This is a genomic window from Sulfurihydrogenibium sp. (assembly GCF_028276765.1).
Classification (GTDB): domain Bacteria; phylum Aquificota; class Aquificia; order Aquificales; family Hydrogenothermaceae; genus Sulfurihydrogenibium.
The window spans coordinates 1-19,007 of record NZ_JAPYVU010000037.1 but is presented as its reverse complement, the minus strand read 5'-3'; the positions used below and the strand labels follow the sequence as shown (position 1 = coordinate 19,007).

13 protein-coding genes, 2 tRNA genes, 1 pseudogene and 1 CRISPR repeat array are annotated in these 19,007 nt (G+C 32.3%); of the genes and pseudogenes, 3 read left to right on the top strand and 13 right to left on the bottom strand.

From position 1 onward, the window contains the following. Nucleotides 1-148: 148 nt before the first annotated feature. The 9 genes from Q0929_RS06725 to gspC form a co-directional block, all read right to left on the bottom strand. A complete protein-coding gene (locus tag Q0929_RS06725; protein WP_299239101.1) occupies nucleotides 149-1,561 on the bottom strand; it encodes a mannose-1-phosphate guanylyltransferase/mannose-6-phosphate isomerase in 1,413 nt (470 codons plus the stop codon). A 177-nt stretch (nucleotides 1,562-1,738) separates the two neighbouring features. Next, complete coding sequence (gene smc / locus Q0929_RS06720; RefSeq protein ID WP_299239099.1) at nucleotides 1,739-5,287, bottom strand: chromosome segregation protein SMC; 3,549 nt, start codon at nucleotides 5,285-5,287, stop codon at nucleotides 1,739-1,741. Further along, nucleotides 5,284-5,820: an RNA 2',3'-cyclic phosphodiesterase gene (thpR, locus tag Q0929_RS06715; protein ID WP_299239098.1), complete on the bottom strand. Its 537-nt coding sequence runs from the start codon at nucleotides 5,818-5,820 to the stop codon at nucleotides 5,284-5,286. The genes smc and thpR overlap by 4 nt, the downstream gene beginning before the upstream one ends. After that, the gene (gene dapF, locus Q0929_RS06710) at nucleotides 5,817-6,677 is read right to left on the bottom strand and encodes a diaminopimelate epimerase (protein WP_299239095.1); all 861 of its coding nucleotides are present in this window, start codon (nucleotides 6,675-6,677) and stop codon (nucleotides 5,817-5,819) included. The genes thpR and dapF overlap by 4 nt, the downstream gene beginning before the upstream one ends. A 318-nt stretch (nucleotides 6,678-6,995) precedes the next feature. Next, the gene (gene ruvA, locus Q0929_RS06705) at nucleotides 6,996-7,535 is read right to left on the bottom strand and encodes a Holliday junction branch migration protein RuvA (protein ID WP_299239093.1); all 540 of its coding nucleotides are present in this window, start codon (nucleotides 7,533-7,535) and stop codon (nucleotides 6,996-6,998) included. Continuing rightward, nucleotides 7,528-8,592, bottom strand: coding sequence for a 23S rRNA (adenine(2503)-C(2))-methyltransferase RlmN (gene rlmN / locus Q0929_RS06700; RefSeq protein ID WP_299239091.1), 1,065 nt, complete (start codon nucleotides 8,590-8,592; stop codon nucleotides 7,528-7,530). Before rlmN ends, ruvA begins: the two co-directional genes overlap by 8 nt. Then, nucleotides 8,582-9,001, bottom strand: coding sequence for a M67 family metallopeptidase (locus tag Q0929_RS06695; RefSeq protein ID WP_299239089.1), 420 nt, complete (start codon nucleotides 8,999-9,001; stop codon nucleotides 8,582-8,584). Before Q0929_RS06695 ends, rlmN begins: the two co-directional genes overlap by 11 nt. Nucleotides 9,002-9,103: 102 nt before the next feature. Further along, nucleotides 9,104-9,433: a DUF5335 family protein gene (locus Q0929_RS06690; RefSeq protein WP_299239087.1), complete on the bottom strand. Its 330-nt coding sequence runs from the start codon at nucleotides 9,431-9,433 to the stop codon at nucleotides 9,104-9,106. Between the two features lie 346 nt (nucleotides 9,434-9,779). Beyond that, entirely contained in the window at nucleotides 9,780-10,478 is a 699-nt protein-coding gene (gene gspC, locus Q0929_RS06685) for a type II secretion system protein GspC (RefSeq protein WP_299239086.1), read from the bottom strand. Between the two features lie 228 nt (nucleotides 10,479-10,706). After that, nucleotides 10,707-11,521: a CRISPR direct-repeat array (repeat unit 29 nt; unit sequence CTTTATAACCCACACGGTTCAGATGGAAC). 979 nt (nucleotides 11,522-12,500) lie between these two features. On the opposite strand from gspC, the gene Q0929_RS06680 reads away from it, so the two are divergent. Both Q0929_RS06680 and Q0929_RS06675 read left to right on the top strand, forming a co-directional pair. Beyond that, nucleotides 12,501-12,584, top strand: a tRNA-Leu gene (locus Q0929_RS06680). 46 nt (nucleotides 12,585-12,630) lie between these two features. Beyond that, nucleotides 12,631-12,703: transfer RNA gene (locus Q0929_RS06675), tRNA-Gly, on the top strand. Between the two features lie 16 nt (nucleotides 12,704-12,719). On the opposite strand, the pseudogene Q0929_RS06670 reads toward Q0929_RS06675, so the two are convergent. The 3 genes and pseudogenes from Q0929_RS06670 to Q0929_RS06660 all read right to left on the bottom strand — a co-directional run. Then, nucleotides 12,720-13,943 (bottom strand): annotated as a pseudogene (locus Q0929_RS06670) (hemolysin family protein); the annotation flags it as partial. Further along, nucleotides 13,936-15,201 (bottom strand): hemolysin family protein, encoded by a 1,266-nt coding sequence (locus tag Q0929_RS06665; protein WP_299239084.1) that lies wholly within the window; start codon nucleotides 15,199-15,201, stop codon nucleotides 13,936-13,938. The pseudogene Q0929_RS06670 and the gene Q0929_RS06665, both read right to left, overlap by 8 nt. Before the next feature lie 7 nt (nucleotides 15,202-15,208). Next, nucleotides 15,209-16,150 (bottom strand): ABC transporter ATP-binding protein, encoded by a 942-nt coding sequence (locus tag Q0929_RS06660; protein WP_299239082.1) that lies wholly within the window; start codon nucleotides 16,148-16,150, stop codon nucleotides 15,209-15,211. A gap of 459 nt (nucleotides 16,151-16,609) precedes the next feature. Here Q0929_RS06660 and Q0929_RS06655 point away from each other — a divergent pair, with 459 nt between their 5' ends. Next, nucleotides 16,610-18,130 carry a YifB family Mg chelatase-like AAA ATPase gene (locus tag Q0929_RS06655; RefSeq protein WP_299239080.1) on the top strand — a complete coding sequence of 507 codons (1,521 nt, stop codon included), beginning with the start codon at nucleotides 16,610-16,612 and terminating at the stop codon, nucleotides 18,128-18,130. Between the two features lie 107 nt (nucleotides 18,131-18,237). On the opposite strand, the gene Q0929_RS06650 is transcribed toward Q0929_RS06655, so the two are convergent. Continuing rightward, on the bottom strand, nucleotides 18,238-18,444 hold the full coding sequence (locus Q0929_RS06650; protein WP_299239079.1) for a hypothetical protein: 207 nt from the start codon (nucleotides 18,442-18,444) through the stop codon (nucleotides 18,238-18,240). Nucleotides 18,445-19,007: the final 563 nt, after the last annotated feature.

The window sequence follows — 19,007 nt, the reverse complement described above, 5'->3', positions numbered from 1 at the left end:
AACGGTCTTAAAAGACCAATGACAGAAACTTGATCTGTCCTTCCTTTTTTCTCCCATGTCTGTAATTATTATAAAACTTATTCTCTTAAAGTTTAAAAATTTTTGGTATACTTAATATACGATGACAAAAAATATACCCCTCATTTTCCTAACACCTTCCATACACATCATTAAATCTTACAATATCATCCTCTTCCACGTACTCACCAACTTGCACTTCTATTAGCTCTAACGGAATCTTTCCTGGATTAACTAACCTATGTTTAGTAGTTTTTGGAACGTATATGCTTTCATTTTCATGAACGAAATATTCTTTTATTTCTCCGTTTTCTTCTAAAACTACTTTTGCAGTGCCTTTTACTACTATCCAGTGTTCGCTTCTGTGATAATGCATCTGTAGGCTCAAAGACTCTCCAGGATATACAGTTATTCTTTTTATTTTATATCTTTCTCCTTTTTCAAGCTCAGTATAGCTTCCCCAAGGTCTATAAACTGTAGTGTGCAGGTCTACTAAATAGCTAAGCTGTTTATCGTTTTTTATCTTATTTACTATCTCTCTTACTTTTTGCCCTTCTCCTTGTTTAGCTATCAGGATAACATCATCAGTTTCTACTATTATAAGATTTTCAAGTCCTATCGTGGATATTACTCTTTTATTTCCTATTATCATACTGTTTTTTGTGTCTATATCTATTACTTTGCCAACTTTCACGTTTTGATTTTCATCTTTTGGTAGTATCTCATGTACACTATCCCATGATCCAACATCTGACCATTTAATGTTCATCGGAATTACTGCTGCTTTGTTTGTCTTTTCCATTACTGCATAATCTATCGATATATCTGGCATTGCTTCAAAGTTTTTAAGTAGTTCTTCAAAGTTATTATCATTTATCATCTGATATATTTCTTCACTATGATTTTTAAACTCATCAAAGATTGTTTGAATGCTAAATGTAAACATTCCGCTGTTCCAATAAAAATTTCCTTTCATCAGATATTCTGCAGCTTTTTCTATGGATGGTTTTTCATGAAATTTTATGACTTTGTACCCATCTTTTATCTTTTCTCCGGCTTCTATATAACCATAACCAGTTTCCGGCTTTGTAGGTTTTACTCCAAAGGTTATGATATATCCTTCCTTTGCAAGCTCGTCTGCTTTTTTAACATACTCTACAAACTCCTGGATAGGCTGTATAATATGGTCTGATGGAGATATAAAAATAGTTTCATCAAATGGTATGTCTTGTTTTTCTGTTAGATATTTAACTGCTAAGGCTATGGCTGGTGCTGTATTTCTTCCTACCGGCTCGGTAATAATATGAAAATCATTTTCAGAATGATTTATTTCTCTTAGCTGACTTTTTAGGTGAAAAATATATTCTTTGTTTGTTATGATTATTATATCTTTTGGACTTTTTACTATTTTTAAGGCTCTATCTATGGTTTTTTGGAAAAGTGATTGATCATCTGCAATTTTTAAAAACTGCTTTGGCAGGTTTTTTCTGGATAATGGAAAAAGTCTTGTCCCACTTCCACCAGCAAGTATAACTGCTTTCATTATGATAGGCTCCAAGTTTATATATTTTTCTTATATTTTAGCATGGTTTGAAACTAATGTTTTAGAAGAACTTTCAAGACTTAGGTTTAGACTATTTGCTACATTTTCATATTTTTATAAAAAATTACAATACATTGGATGATAAATTCAATAAAAGTAGAAGATTCTTTGCTTCGTTCAGAATGACGATGTTGACTTTGAAGCAGTCTCAGTCAAAACTTCTTCATTTACTTCTTGAGACTGTTCTCCTCTTATTTGACTTATATCCAATGTATAAATGTTAGATATACCATCTTTTGCTGATACGCCGATTATTCTGTCTGCAAAGCTTGCCATTGAGTCTCTATGGGTAACTACTATAAACTGTGCTTCTTTTGATAACTCTTTCATCAACTGACCTACTTTTCTTGCGTTTGCATCATCAAGTGCTGCATCTACTTCATCAAAATAATAAAATGGTGCTGGTCTGTACTGCTGAACTGCAAATAAAAACGATAAAGCCGTTAGTGCTTTCTCACCGCCGGACATCATTTCAAGCCTTTTTACATCTTTGCCCCTGGGTCTTGCCTTTAAGAACACACCACCGCTTAATGGATTTTGCTCGTTTTCAAGCTCTAAGTATGCTTTTCCTGATGGAGATAAGATTTTAAAGTTCTTGGCTAAATTTTTGTTTATGTTTTCAAACACTTCCATAAACGCCTTAACTTTCTTTTCTTCTAAGCTTTCTATAAGCTCTTCTATTGCTTTTTTCTCATTTATTAGTGTGCCTAACTTTTCTTTTATTTCGTTGTATCTTTTTTCTTCTTCTTCATAATCTTCAATAGCTTTTTCATTTACAAATCCAAGATTTTTTCTTCTTTCTTGAAGCTCTTTTAATTTTTTCTCAATCTCTTTAACATCTTCTTCTATTGGCTCGCCGCTGTATTCCTCTTTAAGAAGTATTATCTCTTCTTCTAAATCTGCTATTTTTTGCTCTGCTTTTGCTTTGTCTTGTAAAAGTAAAGTTGTCTGTCTGTTTATGTTGTCTTCTTCGTATCTTAGGTTTTTAAGCTGGTCTTTTAGATTAGATATAGTATTCATCAGTCTTTCTCTTTCTTCTTCCTGTCCTTTTAAGCCTTTCCAAAGTTCTGATAACTGTTTTGTAAGGTTGTCTATCTCTGATTTTATATTTTCTATCTCTGATTTTTTGTGGTAAAGCTCTTTTTCTAAGGTAAATTTTTCGCTTTCTATCTGGAACACTCTTATTTTATGGCTCTCTACTTTGGATTTTAATTTTTCTATCTGGTTTTCAAGCTCTTTCTTTTTGTCTCTTAGTGAGTAAACTTTTTGAGTTGTTTCTTCCCATTCTTTTCTTAATTTGTTTAATCCCATGCTTTCCATACGGTTTAGCATTTTTTCTTTTTTGTCTTTTACCTGTAAAAGCATAAGATTTAAGTTTTGTATGTCTTTGTTTATCTCTTCAATCTTGCTTTCAAGCTCTAAACTTTGTTTTTTTAGATTGAAAATCTCATTTTCTATACGTCCAATTCTTAAATTTTTGTTTGTCAGCCCTCTTTCTAATTCTTGTATTCTTGAGTTTACACTTTGAGATTCTGTTTGTAGTTTTACAAGATTTTTTTCATTTTCTGCGATTTTTTGATTTATAAGCTTTAGCTCATTTTCTAATGCTCTTTCTTCATCTTTTAATTTTTGGTCTATCTCTTCAAGTTTTTTTCTCTCTTCTTCTAAAAATGACCTTCCGATTGTGATACTTTGCTTTTCTAATCCACCTGTTATTGTTCCTGATTTTTCAAAGACTTCGCCGTCAAGTGTAACCATTCTATAATTTCCAATTCCAAGAACCTTAGCCGTGTCAAATGTATCTATGATTATAGTATCTTGAAATACATACTTTATGGCTTTTTCAACTTTTTTATCGTAATTGACAAAATCTATCGCATAACCTAAAACGCCTTTTGCTAAAGGTAATTTTGGATTGTCTTGAACCTTTATTTTGTTTAAAGGAATAAACGTAACTCTTCCTGCTTTTTCCTGCCTTAGAATATCTAAGCATTTTTTTGCTACATCTTCATTCTCAACCACAACGTTTTTAAGCCTTCCGCCACCTGCTACTTCAATGGCTGTTTGGACTTTTGGGTCTTTTATTGAAATGATTTCTGAAACAGCTCCATAAACACCTTCTATGTTTTTAAAAAGCAATGATGTTTTATCTTCTCTAATATTGCTTAGCTGTGCAAGGATTTTTGCAAGCTCTTGGAAGTTTTTTTCAAGCTTTTCTCTGTTTTCTTTTAATCTTTTCTCTAAAACATCTTTTCTAATTTTTAATCTGTTTATTTCGCTTGTGATGTTTAAAACTTCTTTTTGGCTGTCTTTTGTGTTTGATTTTATGTTTTCTATGGTTTTTTCTATGTTTTCAATCTCTTGTTTTAGGTTTTCAATCTCTTTTTTGTAGTTTTCTGATTTTTCTACTGTGGTTGTATATTTTAGCTGGTATTCTACTTTTTGCTTTTCTAACTCTTTGATTTTGTCAAGCAGCTCTTTTTCTTGTCTTTCTATCTCTCCTAAGTCATTTTTAACAGAAGAGTCAAATATTTCATACTCTTTTAGCTTTTTATTTTTTTCTTCAAGCTCTTTTTCTGCTTCTAAAAGCTTTTTTTCTATGTCCGGTAGCTGTTTTTCAACTGTTTTTATCTCTTCTTCAAGCTTCAGTATGTCTTTAACTATCAGCTCTTTTTCTTGTATTAGCTGTTTGATTTTAGAGTCTATGCTTTGTATTTCTTTTTCAAGTGTATCTTTTTTCTCGTTTAAACTTCTGATGCTTGCAGTGATAGAACCTTCCTGCTCTTTTATGGGTAAAAATGAGTTTTGAATTTCATTTAATCTATTTTCTAAATCTCTGATTTGGTTTAGTATCTGTTTTTGTTTTTCTATGTTTTCTTCTTTTGATTTATAAAATTGTTGCAGGTCTTTTTCTATGTCTTGAAGATGTTGTAAGGCTTGTTGTTTTTGACTTAGTAGATGATAAAGTTTTGCTCCAAGCAGTCTATTTTCAAGCTCTTTTATCTGGCTTTCTATGTTTATCGCTAAAATTGCGTTTTCTTTTTCTTGCTGTAATTTTTTTAGGGTATGCTCTATCTCTTTTAATACTGCCTTTACATTGTCTGCTTTCTCTTGTGCTTCTTTTAAGTCTGCCAATGCTTTTTGTTTTTTCTCTTCATAGACGGTTATTCCTGCTATTTCACTTAGAAGTTCTCTTCTTTCTCCGGGAGTCATGTTTACAAATTTATAAATATCTCCTTGCGTGACGATGTTGTAGCCTTGGATTGGTATTCCTGCCTGAGTTAATAGGTCTTCTACTTCCTGCTGTTTTACTGTTTTTCCGTTTATTTTGTATGTAGATTTTCCGCTAAGCTCTACTTTTCTTGATATTCTTACTTCTTCTGAGTTTATAGGAAATGCTCCAAGATTTTTAAAAACTATCTCAACTTCTGCATAAGGTGCTGATTTATCTTTTGAAGAAAAGATTAAATCTGTAAGCTTTAAAGCTCTCATTGCCCTGGCTGATGCAATACCAAGGCAGAAAACTATACTATCACCTATATTGCTTTTTCCCGCTCCATTTGGACCTACTATCGCAGTAAATCCCGGACCAAGTGGAATGGTTAAATGTCTATCTCCGTAAGATTTAAAGCCATAAACGTTGATTCTATCTATATAAGTTTTCATACCTTTTTGTAAACTGCACCTTTTGGATTTAGCATACTTTCAATTATATTAACTGTTATTGTTTTTTGTTTAAAAAAGACTTTGTCTTCATACTTTTTTATTTTTTCTAAAAATGACTGTTGTTTTACTTCTTTAATTCTTACGACCGTAATATGAGGCAAGAATCTTTTAATCTCTCTTTTAAATCCAAGACTTACCATCTGATTTTCTACATACTTATTTATCTCTGTAAGGACTGGGTTTTCTTCTACTTTAAAGTATAAAACCTTTGGCTGGTCTAAATTTGGAAAAACTCCAAGCCCTTTAACGATTATCTGCGTTTCTATCTCTTTATTGATACATTCAGACAAATTATTTTTTATATCTTCTATCTTATCCTCTTCTACATTTCCTAAGAATTTATAAGTTATGTGAAAGTTTTCAGGTTTAACCCAACTACCTGTCAAAACACCGGAAAAATCTTTTTTAATCTCTGTATAATGCTTTTTTAATCCTTTGCTATCAATAAAACTGCCTATAAAAATTCTTTTCATTCTAAAAGCTCTCTACTGATGTAGCCGCTGCAAATTTCTTGAACTTCTCCGGTCATTTTAATATTCCAATCTTCATCTATGCTAATTTTAAGCTCGCCACCAATCATTTTAATCGCAATTTCTCTATCTGCAAGACCTTTTTTAACAAGCACAGATGCAACCCCGCACGAAGAACTTCCTGAGGCATAGGTAAATCCTGCTCCTCTTTCCCATATTAAAATCTGTGCTTCATTTCTACTTATAGGCTTAACAAACTGAACGTTTATCCTGTTTGGAAAAAGTGGATGATTTTCTATCATTGGTCCATACTTTTTAATCTCTTCTTCATCAAGGTTTTCTTTTATGATTACACAGTGAGGATTTCCAACAGATACACAGCTGACTTCAAACTCTTTATCTCCAACTGTGATTTTTTCTGATATAAACTCTTCTTTGTCTGTGTTAACTGGAATTTTTTTTGCGTTAAAAATAGCCTTTCCCATATCAACGGTTACGATTTTTGCCTTGCCAAATTTATTTTTTTCTTCTATTTTTGCTTTTACAATACCACCTTTTGTTTCAACTGAAAACTCTTCTTTGTCTGTATAGCCATAATCATAAAGAAATTTACAGAAAATTCTAAGTCCGTTTCCGCTTTTCTCTGCTTCGCTACCATCCGGATTGAAAATCCTTAGCTTAAAATCTGCTACATCAGAATTGTATTTAACTAAAACTCCATCGCTTCCTATCCCGTAGTGAACATCGCAGATTTTTTTTATAAAATCTTGTGTTAGCTTAAAATCTATTTTATCCGAATCTAAGACGATGTAATCATTACCAAGTCCATGTGATTTGACAAAAAAGTTATTTTTCTCCAATGCTTATCTCCGGTTTTTGTTTTTGGTAAATAATTTTATCAGAGTTAAGAAAATGTATAAATAATAGTGAGATATTGCTTTAAACTTTTTAACTAAGTCTAAAAATCAACTCGTCATTGAGGGTGTTTTAAAAAACCAACATCGTCGTTCTGAAGCCGGCGAAGAATCTCTATTTTTCTTTTCAAGTCAAAAATCAGAAGGGAAGGTAAGTTTGCAAAAATTTTTAAGCACTCTTAAGCCATCCAGTGTTGTCATTCTACAATCATACGAAAAATCTCTTAATTTTATTTAATTTCTCATCAATTCTTAAAAATCACTTCAAAAACTACTTAATAAAGAAATTGCTTTTTTTAAAGCTTCTTTAATGTCTTTTGTTTCTTTCATAACTTTTTTTGCAACGTTTACAGACTCTTTCTTATCATAACCCAAATTTACCAATGCAGAAACTAATTGACTTAACTCATCTGATTCACTAAAATCTATCTTTCCTTTTAACTCTACTATTATTCTTTGTGCTGTTTTATTACCTATTCCTTGAATTTCTGTAAGCCTATCAACATCTCCATTTTCCACAATTTCAATAAACTCTTCCACAGAAAAATTAGAAATAATATTCAGTGCATGCTTTACTCCAACGCCATGAATTTGAATAAGCTTTAAAAATAAATCTCTTTCCTCTTCTGAAACAAATCCTAAGAGTCTTACATCTTCCTGTCTTACAAGTAAATAAGTATAGACAATATTTTCTTTGAATTTTTCACTGTCCGGAACCTCTACTAAAAAACCAAATCCAAGTTTTTCTATGACTATATGATTTTTGTCTTTCTTTGTTATTTTTCCTTTTATATAATCAAGCATTTATCAAATCTACCGCTTTTTTCCTTAGTTGTCCGCATGCAGCGTCTATATCTCTTCCTTTACTCCATCTAATGAATGTAGCAATATTATTGTCCCAAAGAATTTTTTCAAACTTTAAAATCCTTTCTTCCTCCGGTCTTTCAAATTCTGCTGAAGGGTATGGATTAAACGGTATTAGATTTACTTTAAACCTGTGTTTGTCTTTCTTTAAAAGATTTACAAGTCTTTTAGCATCTTGCTCTGAGTCGTTTACACCTTTTATTAAAACATATTCAAGGGTTATTCTCCAACCGGGTTTAAGTGGGATGCTTCTTAATAAATCCATAAGGTCTTGAAGCGTGTTTGTTTGTGATATTGGCATTAAAAATGCTCTTTGTTCTTGATTTGATGCGTTTAATGATACTGCAAGTTTAACTTCCGGGAATTCTTTATCTTCGTACATTCTTTTTATCTGATGAAGTATCCCACTTGAAGAGATTGTGATTTTTCTATGGGATAATCCTACCATATCAGGATGAGTAAAGATTTGAACAGATTTTTTTACATTTTCATAGTTTGCCAAAGGTTCACCCATTCCCATGTAAACTATGTTTGATATTCTATTTTCTCCTTCATCTCCTAAGAATCTTTGAACGTTAATATACTGTTCAACGATTTCGGCTGTTTCTAAATTTCTGATAAGTCCGTCTTTTGTAGTAAAGCAGAATTTACAACCTACAGCACAACCAACCTGTGTTGACACGCACAAAGTTTTGTGGTTTTTTTCTTTTATCAAAACGGTTTCTATTGTATTTCCATCCTTAAGCTTCCATAAAAATTTTATACTTCCATCTATTTTTGATTGCTGGTACATAACTAATTCTAAAGCGTTAAATTCTGTATTTTCTTTCAAGTAGTTTCTTATATCTTTTGATAAATCAGTCATTTCATCGTAAGAGCTGACTTTTTTCTTATATAGCCATTTTGCTATTTGCTTAGCTCTAAACTTTTGCCAGCCTTTTTCTATTACAAAATTTTCAAGCTCTTTTAAATTGAAATTTTTTAAATTAACTTTCATCTACTTCCTCTTGCACAAATTTATTATTTTCTAAATACCAGCTTTTGTAGGATACAGGTTCTCCATTTTGTACTGAGACTATGATATAAGATAAGTCTTCTAAAGCAAACTGCAAATCTGTTTGTGATGGTCTATCCGGATGGTCTGGGTGTGAATGATAAATTCCGACAATTTGCAAACCTTTACTATCTGCATACTGCTCAACTTTCATATAATCTTTTGGTGATATATCAAATCTGTCATTTGCCCTTTCTTTGTTTTGATTTTCTACTTGGATAACTTCTAAGACTTCTCTTGTGTTCAATGAATAATCCATTTTTCCAATCAAAAAGCCACAGACCTCGTAAGGATATCCCTCTTTTGCCTGTCTTTTTATCTCTTCTATGTGCTGTTTTTTTATTTTAAGCATAGTGTTTTTACCGTGAATTTGATTTTGTGTTTATAGTATAAAAGAAAGGTAGATTAAAATCAATGAGATGTAAGATTTGAGAAAGTGGGCCACCCTTTATGGTTATTGTGGCAATGCTAAAGGCGACATTAATCTAATTAGATGTTTTGTTCCATCACCTTCTACAACTTCAATTAACTTAATGCCATCAACTTCTTCATCGATAGCAATTTCCTTAGGTTGTGGAATAACATGTTCATGTTTTTCTAACGTAACAACAAACTCATCATCCTTTGGGTCGTAAGATAGACCAATTAAAGGTTGTGTCTGTGTTTCAACTTGATCACCAATTTCTTCTCCTACTACTTCAATCATTGCTTCTTTTGACTCAAGATTTCTTGATAATTTGTCAAAGAAGCTTTCCCATTGAGATTTGTCAAGCTTTTTTATCATTTTGTTCCTCCTTTTATTTATACTCCTAATAAATTATATACGCTTTAAAAACTCTTGCAATAGTAAAAAGATTATACATGACGATGTCTATTTTTAAAATAGTGTTCTAAAATTTTTATAAGCTTACCTTTCTGTGTCATCCCGAAGGCTGTAAGCCGAAAGATCCTCTCTTTTTAAAATAAGAAAAAATAAGATTCTTCGCTTTACTCAGAATGACGATGTGGATTTTTAGAACACCCCCGATCAAAAGAAGACCTGTGTCACAGGATGACAAGGAACAATCCCATGGGTATCATTTGAAACTACAGCAAAACATATTACTTTTTGGCTTGCTGCTTATAAGTTATCAGTTAATAAAATAGCTCATATCCATAAGCTGACCATTTCTAACTATTGTTACTTTAATACTGCTTTCATTTCTAAGCATTTGAAGAATTCTGAAAGCATCCTCGCCGCTGTTTATCTTTTGATTGTTTATTGCAACCAAAATGTCTCCAACCTGTATGCCCATTTTTTGGAATAAACTTCCATCTTGTATCCAATCAAATCTAAATCCTTTTGTTTGTCCGTTTTCAACAACAGGTATTAATCTGATTTGAGTAAGCATAACCCCAGGGTCTGCTGTAAGTTTTTCTATCTCTGATTTTGGTATTATACTATTGCTTAATACTTTATCTAATGGTGGTAGGTTAAGAGGCTTATTATTGCTTGAAGTTGTCTGCCCTGCTTTTGTTTTAAAAGTTATCTTTTCAGTTTTACCATCGGATTCTACCAATATAAAATCTCTGCCAATGTTTAAAATTCTTATTCCGTTTATATTTTGTCCTTGTGATACTATATGGGTTTTACCGTCAAGTTTTATGATGGCTAAGTTTTTAAAACCAATAGCCGTACCTATTAGCTGAATGTTATTTATGTTTGCTGATGGTTGTATCTTTGACTTTTCTTTTGCTTCAAAGATTTCGTATTTTGATATCAAGGAGTTGTAATCAAACTTTTGTTCTTGTATTTTTGGTGGACTAATTGGAATATCGAATTTTATCATTACCAGTGAGTGTAAAAGAATCAAAATGAATATGTATGTTGGTATTATATAAAATACGGCCAATTTTATAGCACCCGCTTTGTTTTTTCTAATTATATCATGAGAGAACAGGATGAAAGAAAGTAAATAAGTAAAGAGATGAATATAAAGATCCTTTGCTGGCCACAGGATGACAGATTTTTATTTCTCTTGTCACCGTATCTATTTTTCCAAAGTTTTGTATACAGCCTTTATAACCCACACGGTTCAGATGTAACAATGTGATTACTCCATATAATAAAGCTTTCAATTATCTTTATAACCCATACGGTTCAGATGTAACAATGAAACCGTAGCACAAATTTTGTTATTTATTCATCTTTCTAACCCACACGGTTCAGATGTAACTTATTCCACTTCCAAATGAAGACACCAAAATAGACTCTTTATAACCCACACGGTTCAGATGGAACAAAGGATATAGAAGAGAAACAGCCGAATTATTAGAACTTTATAACCCACACGGTTCAGATGGAACTTTGCCTCCTGGGGGCTGACTACCCCCTAGAGGCGGTCTTTATAACCCACACGGTTCAGATGGAACAAAAAAGGTATAAATTTGAAAAATTAATGTCAGAATGGCTTTATAACCCACACGGTTCAGATGGAACAAGCTTGGGGCTCCTGTTGGCTTTGGCTTTCCAACGCTTTATAACCCACACGGTTCAGATGGAACAAGACTGTGTTTGAGAAATAGATAAAGAGAAATGCATCTTTATAACCCACACGGTTCAGATGGAACTAGAAGATTTGGCAAGAAAGTATGTAGATGATGCGTCTTTATAACCCACACGGTTCAGATGGAACAAGTGTATTATGTATTTTTGTTGCTAAATTATCATACTTTATAACCCACACGGTTCAGATGGAACGAAAAAAATTAATTTCCCTTGCGGAGGTCATTCCGCACTTTATAACCCACACGGTTCAGATGGAACAACGTAACTAAAGATAAGATTCAAAGATTGGTTGCTACTTTATAACCCACACGGTTCAGATGGAACCCGTTAACTTTTAACTCAAAAATAAAATCGCTTTTAACTTACTCTATCAATATTTTGATAACTATTATACCAAACTTTTAAAAAACCTGCAAGTTGAAGTTTTTTGCAGCAAACCTCGATATACAGAAAATATATTATTATATTTTATCCTTTAACATCCTATCACAAGCCAACCGCTGAAAACCACAAACTCAGAAGCTCGCTGCAAATACCGCTCCTTAACTTCCTGATCTTAAAAAATTTTAAAATAAAAAATTACAAATTTTCAAAAAATTAAGCATTAAAGAATTCAAAATTAAAAAGTCTATTTCAACAAACACTTACAACTGCTTTTTAAAAAATTCCTTCTAAACCATCACTACACAAACTTAAATCAAACATCAAAAAATAAAACCACATTACCAATACCTTAGCTTCACTGACTGCTGAATCATTTCACCAAACTATCACACAATCAAATAAAAATCACTAAGATATTGATAAACCAACTTCCAACGTCTCATGTCTCACGTTTCACATTCTCACGTAAACAAACTTGTGTGGGCTAACCTATTCAATTGCCAAGGTTCAGTTAAAAAACTAAAAAGCTAATAACAATATACAAAAAAATTTTCTATATGTCAAGCAGAAAGTGAAAATGCTTGAAAAATTCTCGTAAGCTTACCTTTCCATGTCATCCTAAGGACATAAGTCCGAAGGATCTCTTTTTTGATTTTTGACTTGAAAAGAAAAATAGGAGATTCTTCGCTTCGCTCAGAATGACAATATTGATTTTTAAAACAGTCTCAGTCAAAAACTGAAAGTGTTCCAAAAATCTACACCGTCATTCTGCAGCCGACGAAGAACCTCATTTTTCCTCATTTTTAAAAGAGAAGATCCTTCGGGCTAAAGCCATAAGGATAACGCAGAAAGGTAAACTTACGAGAATTTTGAAACACTCTGGAATTAATTTGATTGTGATATAATATATATTTACTTTGCGAGTGTGGCGGAATTGGCAGACGCGCGGGACTTAGGATCCCGTGCCCGAAAGGGCGTGTGGGTTCAACTCCCACCACTCGCACTTGAAAAGAATAATTATTTGTGATATAATATTTAGTATACTTAATGCGAGAGTAGCTCAGTTGGTAGAGCGACTCCTTGCCATGGAGTAGGCCGCGGGTTCGAGTCCCGTCTCTCGCTCTTCTAACTTCTTGATTAAAACTTCTAACACTCTTCTCTTTTCAATTTTCAAAACTTTGAAAACATATTGGTCTATAATTATCTCTTCATCTTTCTTTGGCATTCTTCCAAGAATGTAAGTAATCATGCCGTTGATAGTTTCAAATGGTCCATCTGGAATATCGATATCTATATAATTTTTCAACTCTCTAATTTCCATAAGTCCATCTACAATAAGCTCTGTTAAAGATTGTTTTTTTAGTCTTACTTTATCTTTTTTGACAAACTCATCTTTAATTTCTCCTACTATCTCTTCTAAAACATCTCTTAAAGTGATTATTCCGATGGTTGCTCCTCGTTCGTCAACAACTACAGCTATATGGTCTTTGTAGTTTTTAAAGCCTTTTAAAACATTTGGCAGATTTGCAAACTCCGGAATGTATCTAATACCTTTCATGTACTTTGTTATTGGCTCGTTTGGTTTTGCAAAAATTAAATCATAAGACCTTACAAATCCAATTATTTGGTCTATTCTTTTTCTATAAATCGGAATTCTTGAATAACCTGTTTCTTTAAATATCGGGACTATATCCATAACCTTTTTATCATCAGAAACTGCAATAACATCTGAAAGTGGTACTACTATCTCCGATATTCTTCTTTCGCTAAAAATCAAGATATTGGCTATTATTTTTTTCTTTAATTCATCTATTTCTTTAACTTCAGAAATCAGTAAATCTAAAATTTCTTGTTTTGATAAAGGTTTTTCTGATGCAGGTTTTAGCTTAAAAAGTACAAAAACAATTTTGTTTATCAAATTAGCAAATATTAAAAATGGCTTAAATATTTTTCTAAAAACTTCTAAAAAATGAACAACATAATAAATAATGTCTTCTGCGTAATGCTGAAAAATACTTTTTGGAATAACTTCACCAAATAGAAGAGTCAAAATTACTATAGCTTCTGCAAATATTTCTTCTTTTCCTTTTATGATAGGTGTATAATAGGAAATATCATGAAGTAATGCGACAAATGTAGATGTTGCGAAAGTTATGCTTAAAATCGTGCCAATCAATCCAACAGAGATATATTCATTATAGTGTTTAGCCAAAAGTTGATAAATTCTTTCTGCTTTCTCATCACCTTTTGAAGCTTGATACTTTAATTTGCTTTTGTTTACTGAAAATAACGCAATCTCTGAACCGGAAAAAAGAGCCTCAAAAAATATAAATAAGATTATCAATATTACAGAACTAATCATTTTCTTCCCCGTTAGAGTTTGGAGTTTCTAATCTCTCTATCATTACCTTTTCTATTCTGTTTGAGCTCATTTCTAAAACTTTAAATTTGTAATCTTGAACGATGAACTCTTCATTTTCTTCCGGAAATCTTTTTAAATAGTCAAGAATAAAACCTGCTATGGTGTCATAGTCATAGTCTTCTGGCAATATAATTCCAAGCTCATCTGTTAAGAATGTAACATCTTCCTTACCGGAAACAATCCATACACTATCTGAAATTTGTTTTATTGTTGCTTCTTGTGGTTCATACTCCTCCGGTATGTCTCCGACGATTGTCTCAATCAAATCTTTGTATGTAATAAGTCCAACGGTTGTACCATGCTCATCTACTACGATGGCTATATTCTGCTTTGATTCGTTAAATTTTTTCATTGCATCTAAGACAGTTGTAAATTCTGGTAAAAATAAGATTGGCTTTATAAAGCTGTCTATCTTTTCTTCTTTTCCCTCATAGATTAAAAATAAAATATCTTTTAGATAAATAACTCCAACCACATTATCAAGATTATCTTCATAAACAGGAATTTTACTGTAATCTTTACCCTCTAATATTTTTGCTAACTCTTTTACTGAAATTCCTTTTTCTACAGCAAATATATCTCTTCTTGGGACCATTATCTCGGTTATTGAAATCTCTGATAGTTCAAAAGTATTAAAAATTAACTCTGTTTCTTCTTCTGACAGAATCTTATGTTCGGCTGACTGATGGATGATGAATTTTAAGTCTTCTTCTGTGATTTTGTGTTCGTGGGTAGCAAGCTCTAATCCAAGTTTGTTTAAGACGAAAGTTGTAAATTTTAAAAAAACAATTCTAAAAGGTGTTATTAAAATGTAAAACAGATAAAAAGGTCTTGCAGTTATTAATGCATACTTTTCTGGGTAATTTGTTCCGATAAGCTTTGGCGTTATATCTCCAAGACTAAGTAAAAGTAATGCACTCACTAATGCGGTAGCTGCTAAATACTCTTTTCCAAAATGGTTTATGGTGAATGATGCTATTAAAGATGTTGCTGTAATGTTTGCAAGCTCATTACCTATTAAAAATGTAATTACAAGCTCCTTTGGATGGTTTCTTAAAAACTCTACAAGCTTTGCAGATTTTGAGCCAGTATTTGCTAATTTTCTTATTTTTATCCTATCTAAGGAAAAAAACGAAGATTCTATGGCAGCAAAAAACCCTGCTGTTAAAATAACCAAGAATATTATTAAAGCTTCCATGGTTAAATCAGACAAAATGGCAGTATACCTCTCTCCCATTTATATTTTTATAGTTTGGCTTTGTTTTACATTCATCTTTTTTGATTGGGCAACGATTGTAAAATTCACAACCATCAAAGCTTTCATCGTCTTGCTCTATAATGCTTATTATTGTCTTTCTGTATTTTGGATGATGTGGTGGCAGGCTTTCAAATAATATTTTTGTGTATGGATGCAACGGATTTTCTATAATATCGCTTTTTACTCCTTTCTCCATGATTTTGCCTTTGTATAATACAACTACATAATCAGATAGCTTTCCAACTACGTTTAAATCGTGAGATATAAAAATAAAGCTTATATTTTTCTCATTTTTTAGTCTCTCTAAAAGATTTACAATTTGTAATTGAACTGTAACATCAAGGGCGGATGTTGGCTCATCTGCAATTATTAGCTTTGGATTAAGAATAATAGCTCTTGCAATGGCTACTCTCTGCCTTTGACCACCGGAAAGCTCGTGTGGATATCTATCTAAAAATGTTTCATCTAATTCAACAGATTTTATAGTTTTGACTACAATATCTTTTCTTTCATTTTTTGGTATATTATGAACCATTAAAGGCTCTTCTAAAATATCGTAGATTTTAAATCTTGGGTTTAAGGATGTTCTTGGGTCTTGGAATATGATGGATATTTCTCTTCTTAAATCTTTTGATAGATTGTTTGTAATATCTATGCCTTTATATAAAATCTTTCCTTCATCCGGCTTGATAAGGTTTAGAATAAGCTTTCCGATGGTAGATTTTCCGCTTCCGGATTCTCCAACAAGCCCTAAAACTTGACCTGTGTTTAACTCAAAGGATACGTTATTGACAGCTGTGAAATAATTTTTATTGAAAAACCCTTTTTTTATAAGATATCTTTTAGTAAGATTTTCAACCTTTAAAAGCGGCTGCCTACTACTATCCATTTTTATAAGTTTTTAAAAGCAAAATGTAAAAATTAAATTTTTCATAATAGCTATATTATAGCATAAGCTTTGGGAGTAAGAAATTAAAAAGATTACAAGATTCTTTAATGTAGCCGTAGAATGATAATAGCGAGAAGATGAAAGGTTATAGATGTTTAGGGGGTAGTTTATGAAATGTCTTTATATGAAGTATCAAGAATGAGACTGCTTACAAAAATCCACACTGTCATTCAGCAGCTGGCGAAGAATCTCCTGTTATTGTTTCCTTCCTTTCAAAACACATTAAAACATGAGATCCTTCACTTCGCTGCTGGATGACAAAGAACAACCCAATGGTGTCATTCTGAGCGTTAGCGAAGAATCATCTTTTTCACTTCTCATCTCTCACTTTCTTTATTCATTTAAATTAGTTATGCTAAAATTAAATCAATCATGGAAATAAAAGGGGATTTGTAAGGAATGCTTTCTGTTGTCAAAAGTGGTGGAACGTATGGAATAAATGGCTATGTTGTAGATGTTGAAGTAAATATCTCTCAAGGACTGCCACAGTTTACAGTTGTAGGACTGCCTGACACGGCAGTAAAGGAGAGTAGAGAAAGGGTCAGGTCTGCAATAGAGAATATAGGATACAAATTTCCGGTCAAAAAAATTACAGTAAACCTTGCACCGGCAGACGTATTAAAAATAGGGACGTTGTATGACCTGCCAATATCCGTAGGCATTTTAGCATCTTCCGGAATAATTAACGAGAACGATTTAAAAGATACAGCTTTTATTGGTGAGCTTGCTTTAAATGGAGACTTAAGAGGTGTTAAAGGCGTATTACCGATTGCAATCAAGCTAAAAGAAGCCGGTTTTAAAAGATTTATAGTTCCATTAGAAAATGAAGAAGAGGCAGCAATTGTAAATGGTCTTGATGTTTATGGATTTTCTAATCTTAAAGAAATTGTGATGTTCTTAAACGGTGATTTAGAAAAACAGCCTAAAAAGGTAGATGTTGATGAAGTTTTAGAATGTAATTTAGACCATATAGGAGATTTTGCAGAAGTAAAAGGGCAGTATACAGTCAAAAAGGCTCTTGAAATTGCAGCGGCAGGATTTCATAATCTGCTAATGATTGGCTCGCCAGGCTCGGGTAAAACCATGCTTGCAAGAAGATTTTTATCAATACTGCCACCACTTACATTCCAAGAAGCAATAGAAGTAACAAAAATACACAGCATAGCAGGAGTTTTGAAAGACAATATTGTAAGATGTAGGCCATTTAGAGCACCACACCATACGATTAGCGATATTGCACTTATTGGTGGGGGAAGTTTTCCAAAACCCGGTGAAGTGTCTTTGGCACACAACGGTGTTTTGTTTTTAGACGAACTACCAGAATTTAAGAAATCCACCTTAGAAGTTTTAAGACAACCACTTGAAGATAAGGTTGTTTCTATATCAAGGGCATCAGGAAAAATAGAATTTCCTGCAAATTTTCAGCTTATAGCAGCAGCTAACCCTTGCCCATGTGGCTATAAGCTTGACCCTAAGAAAGAATGTAGATGTACACCGGCAGAAATAAAAAGGTATCTCGGCAAAATCTCAGGACCACTTTTAGATAGAATAGACTTGGCAGTAACGGTTTTACCGGTAGCACCAGAAGAGCTTGCAAACAAGCCAGAAGGCGAACCTTCGGCTAAAATAAGGGATAGAGTTTTAAAAGCAGTAGAGATACAAAGAAACAGATTTAAGAATGAAAACATCAAATTTAACAGTCAAATGACACCAACCCATATTGAAGAGTATGGGAATATCACAAAAGAAGCCAAAGATGTAATGCTAAATGCTACAAAAAGATTTAATCTTACAGCAAGAAGCTTTCATAAAGTTTTGAAAGTGGCAAGGACAATAGCAGATTTAGAAAACAGCGAAAAAGTCTTACCTAAGCATGTTTTTGAAGCTATAAATTATAAAGTAAATGAAAATCTGTTTTAGATGGAGTTTAATCTATTACAGGAGCACCTTTTCAGCCTTGGCAAGTTTTAAGGAACTGTTTTGCTATTCTGTAGCCGGCGAAGAATGTCATGTTTTTGTTGAATTTCTCACCCCGATGTATGTTTTATGAAGTTTGGATACTTAGATTTAAATCTACTACACAAGTCATCTAATTTTTCTAATCCATTTTCATAATCTAAGCTGTTTTCTTTTATGTTTTTCAGTTCTTTGTTAAATGTTTGCGAATCTTCCTTACCCATTGAGACTGTTCCAAAAATCCACATTGTCATTCTGAGCGAAGCTAAGAATCTCATTTTTTTTTTCTTTTTAAATCAAAAATCAAAAAAGAGATCCTTCGGACTTCGTCCTCAGGATGACACGGAAAGGTAAGCTGTTAAGGTTGTTATACCGTTTGGGAAATATTCTTTTACTAATTCCTTGGCAGATCTGTCTAACACTTTTTCAAAGAATTCTTTTTTATCCATTATTATTCCTCCTTATAATTTTATTAGACACACGTCGGGTGAGAAATTACCTCCATAGTTTACTTTTTCTAAAAAAGCTATAACCAATAGCATATGCATATAGATAAGCAACAAAAGTCTTAACCTTTCTCCATCTACTTATAAGATTGAAATTCTTTATTTGAGAATTCACTGCTTCAATAATTTGTCTTTTACTCTTTTCTTGTTTATCTTCACATACTTTAACATATTTACACCCTTTATAACCTTTATCTCCAATAAATTCAAAATACTTTGGGTGAGAAATTCAAATATAAATAAAACATCTAAAAAAACTCCTTGGTGGCAGTTAAAATTGTAATAGCAAAAATTCCACCAAGGAGGTAAAAATGCAAAACTCTAATCTTTATTTT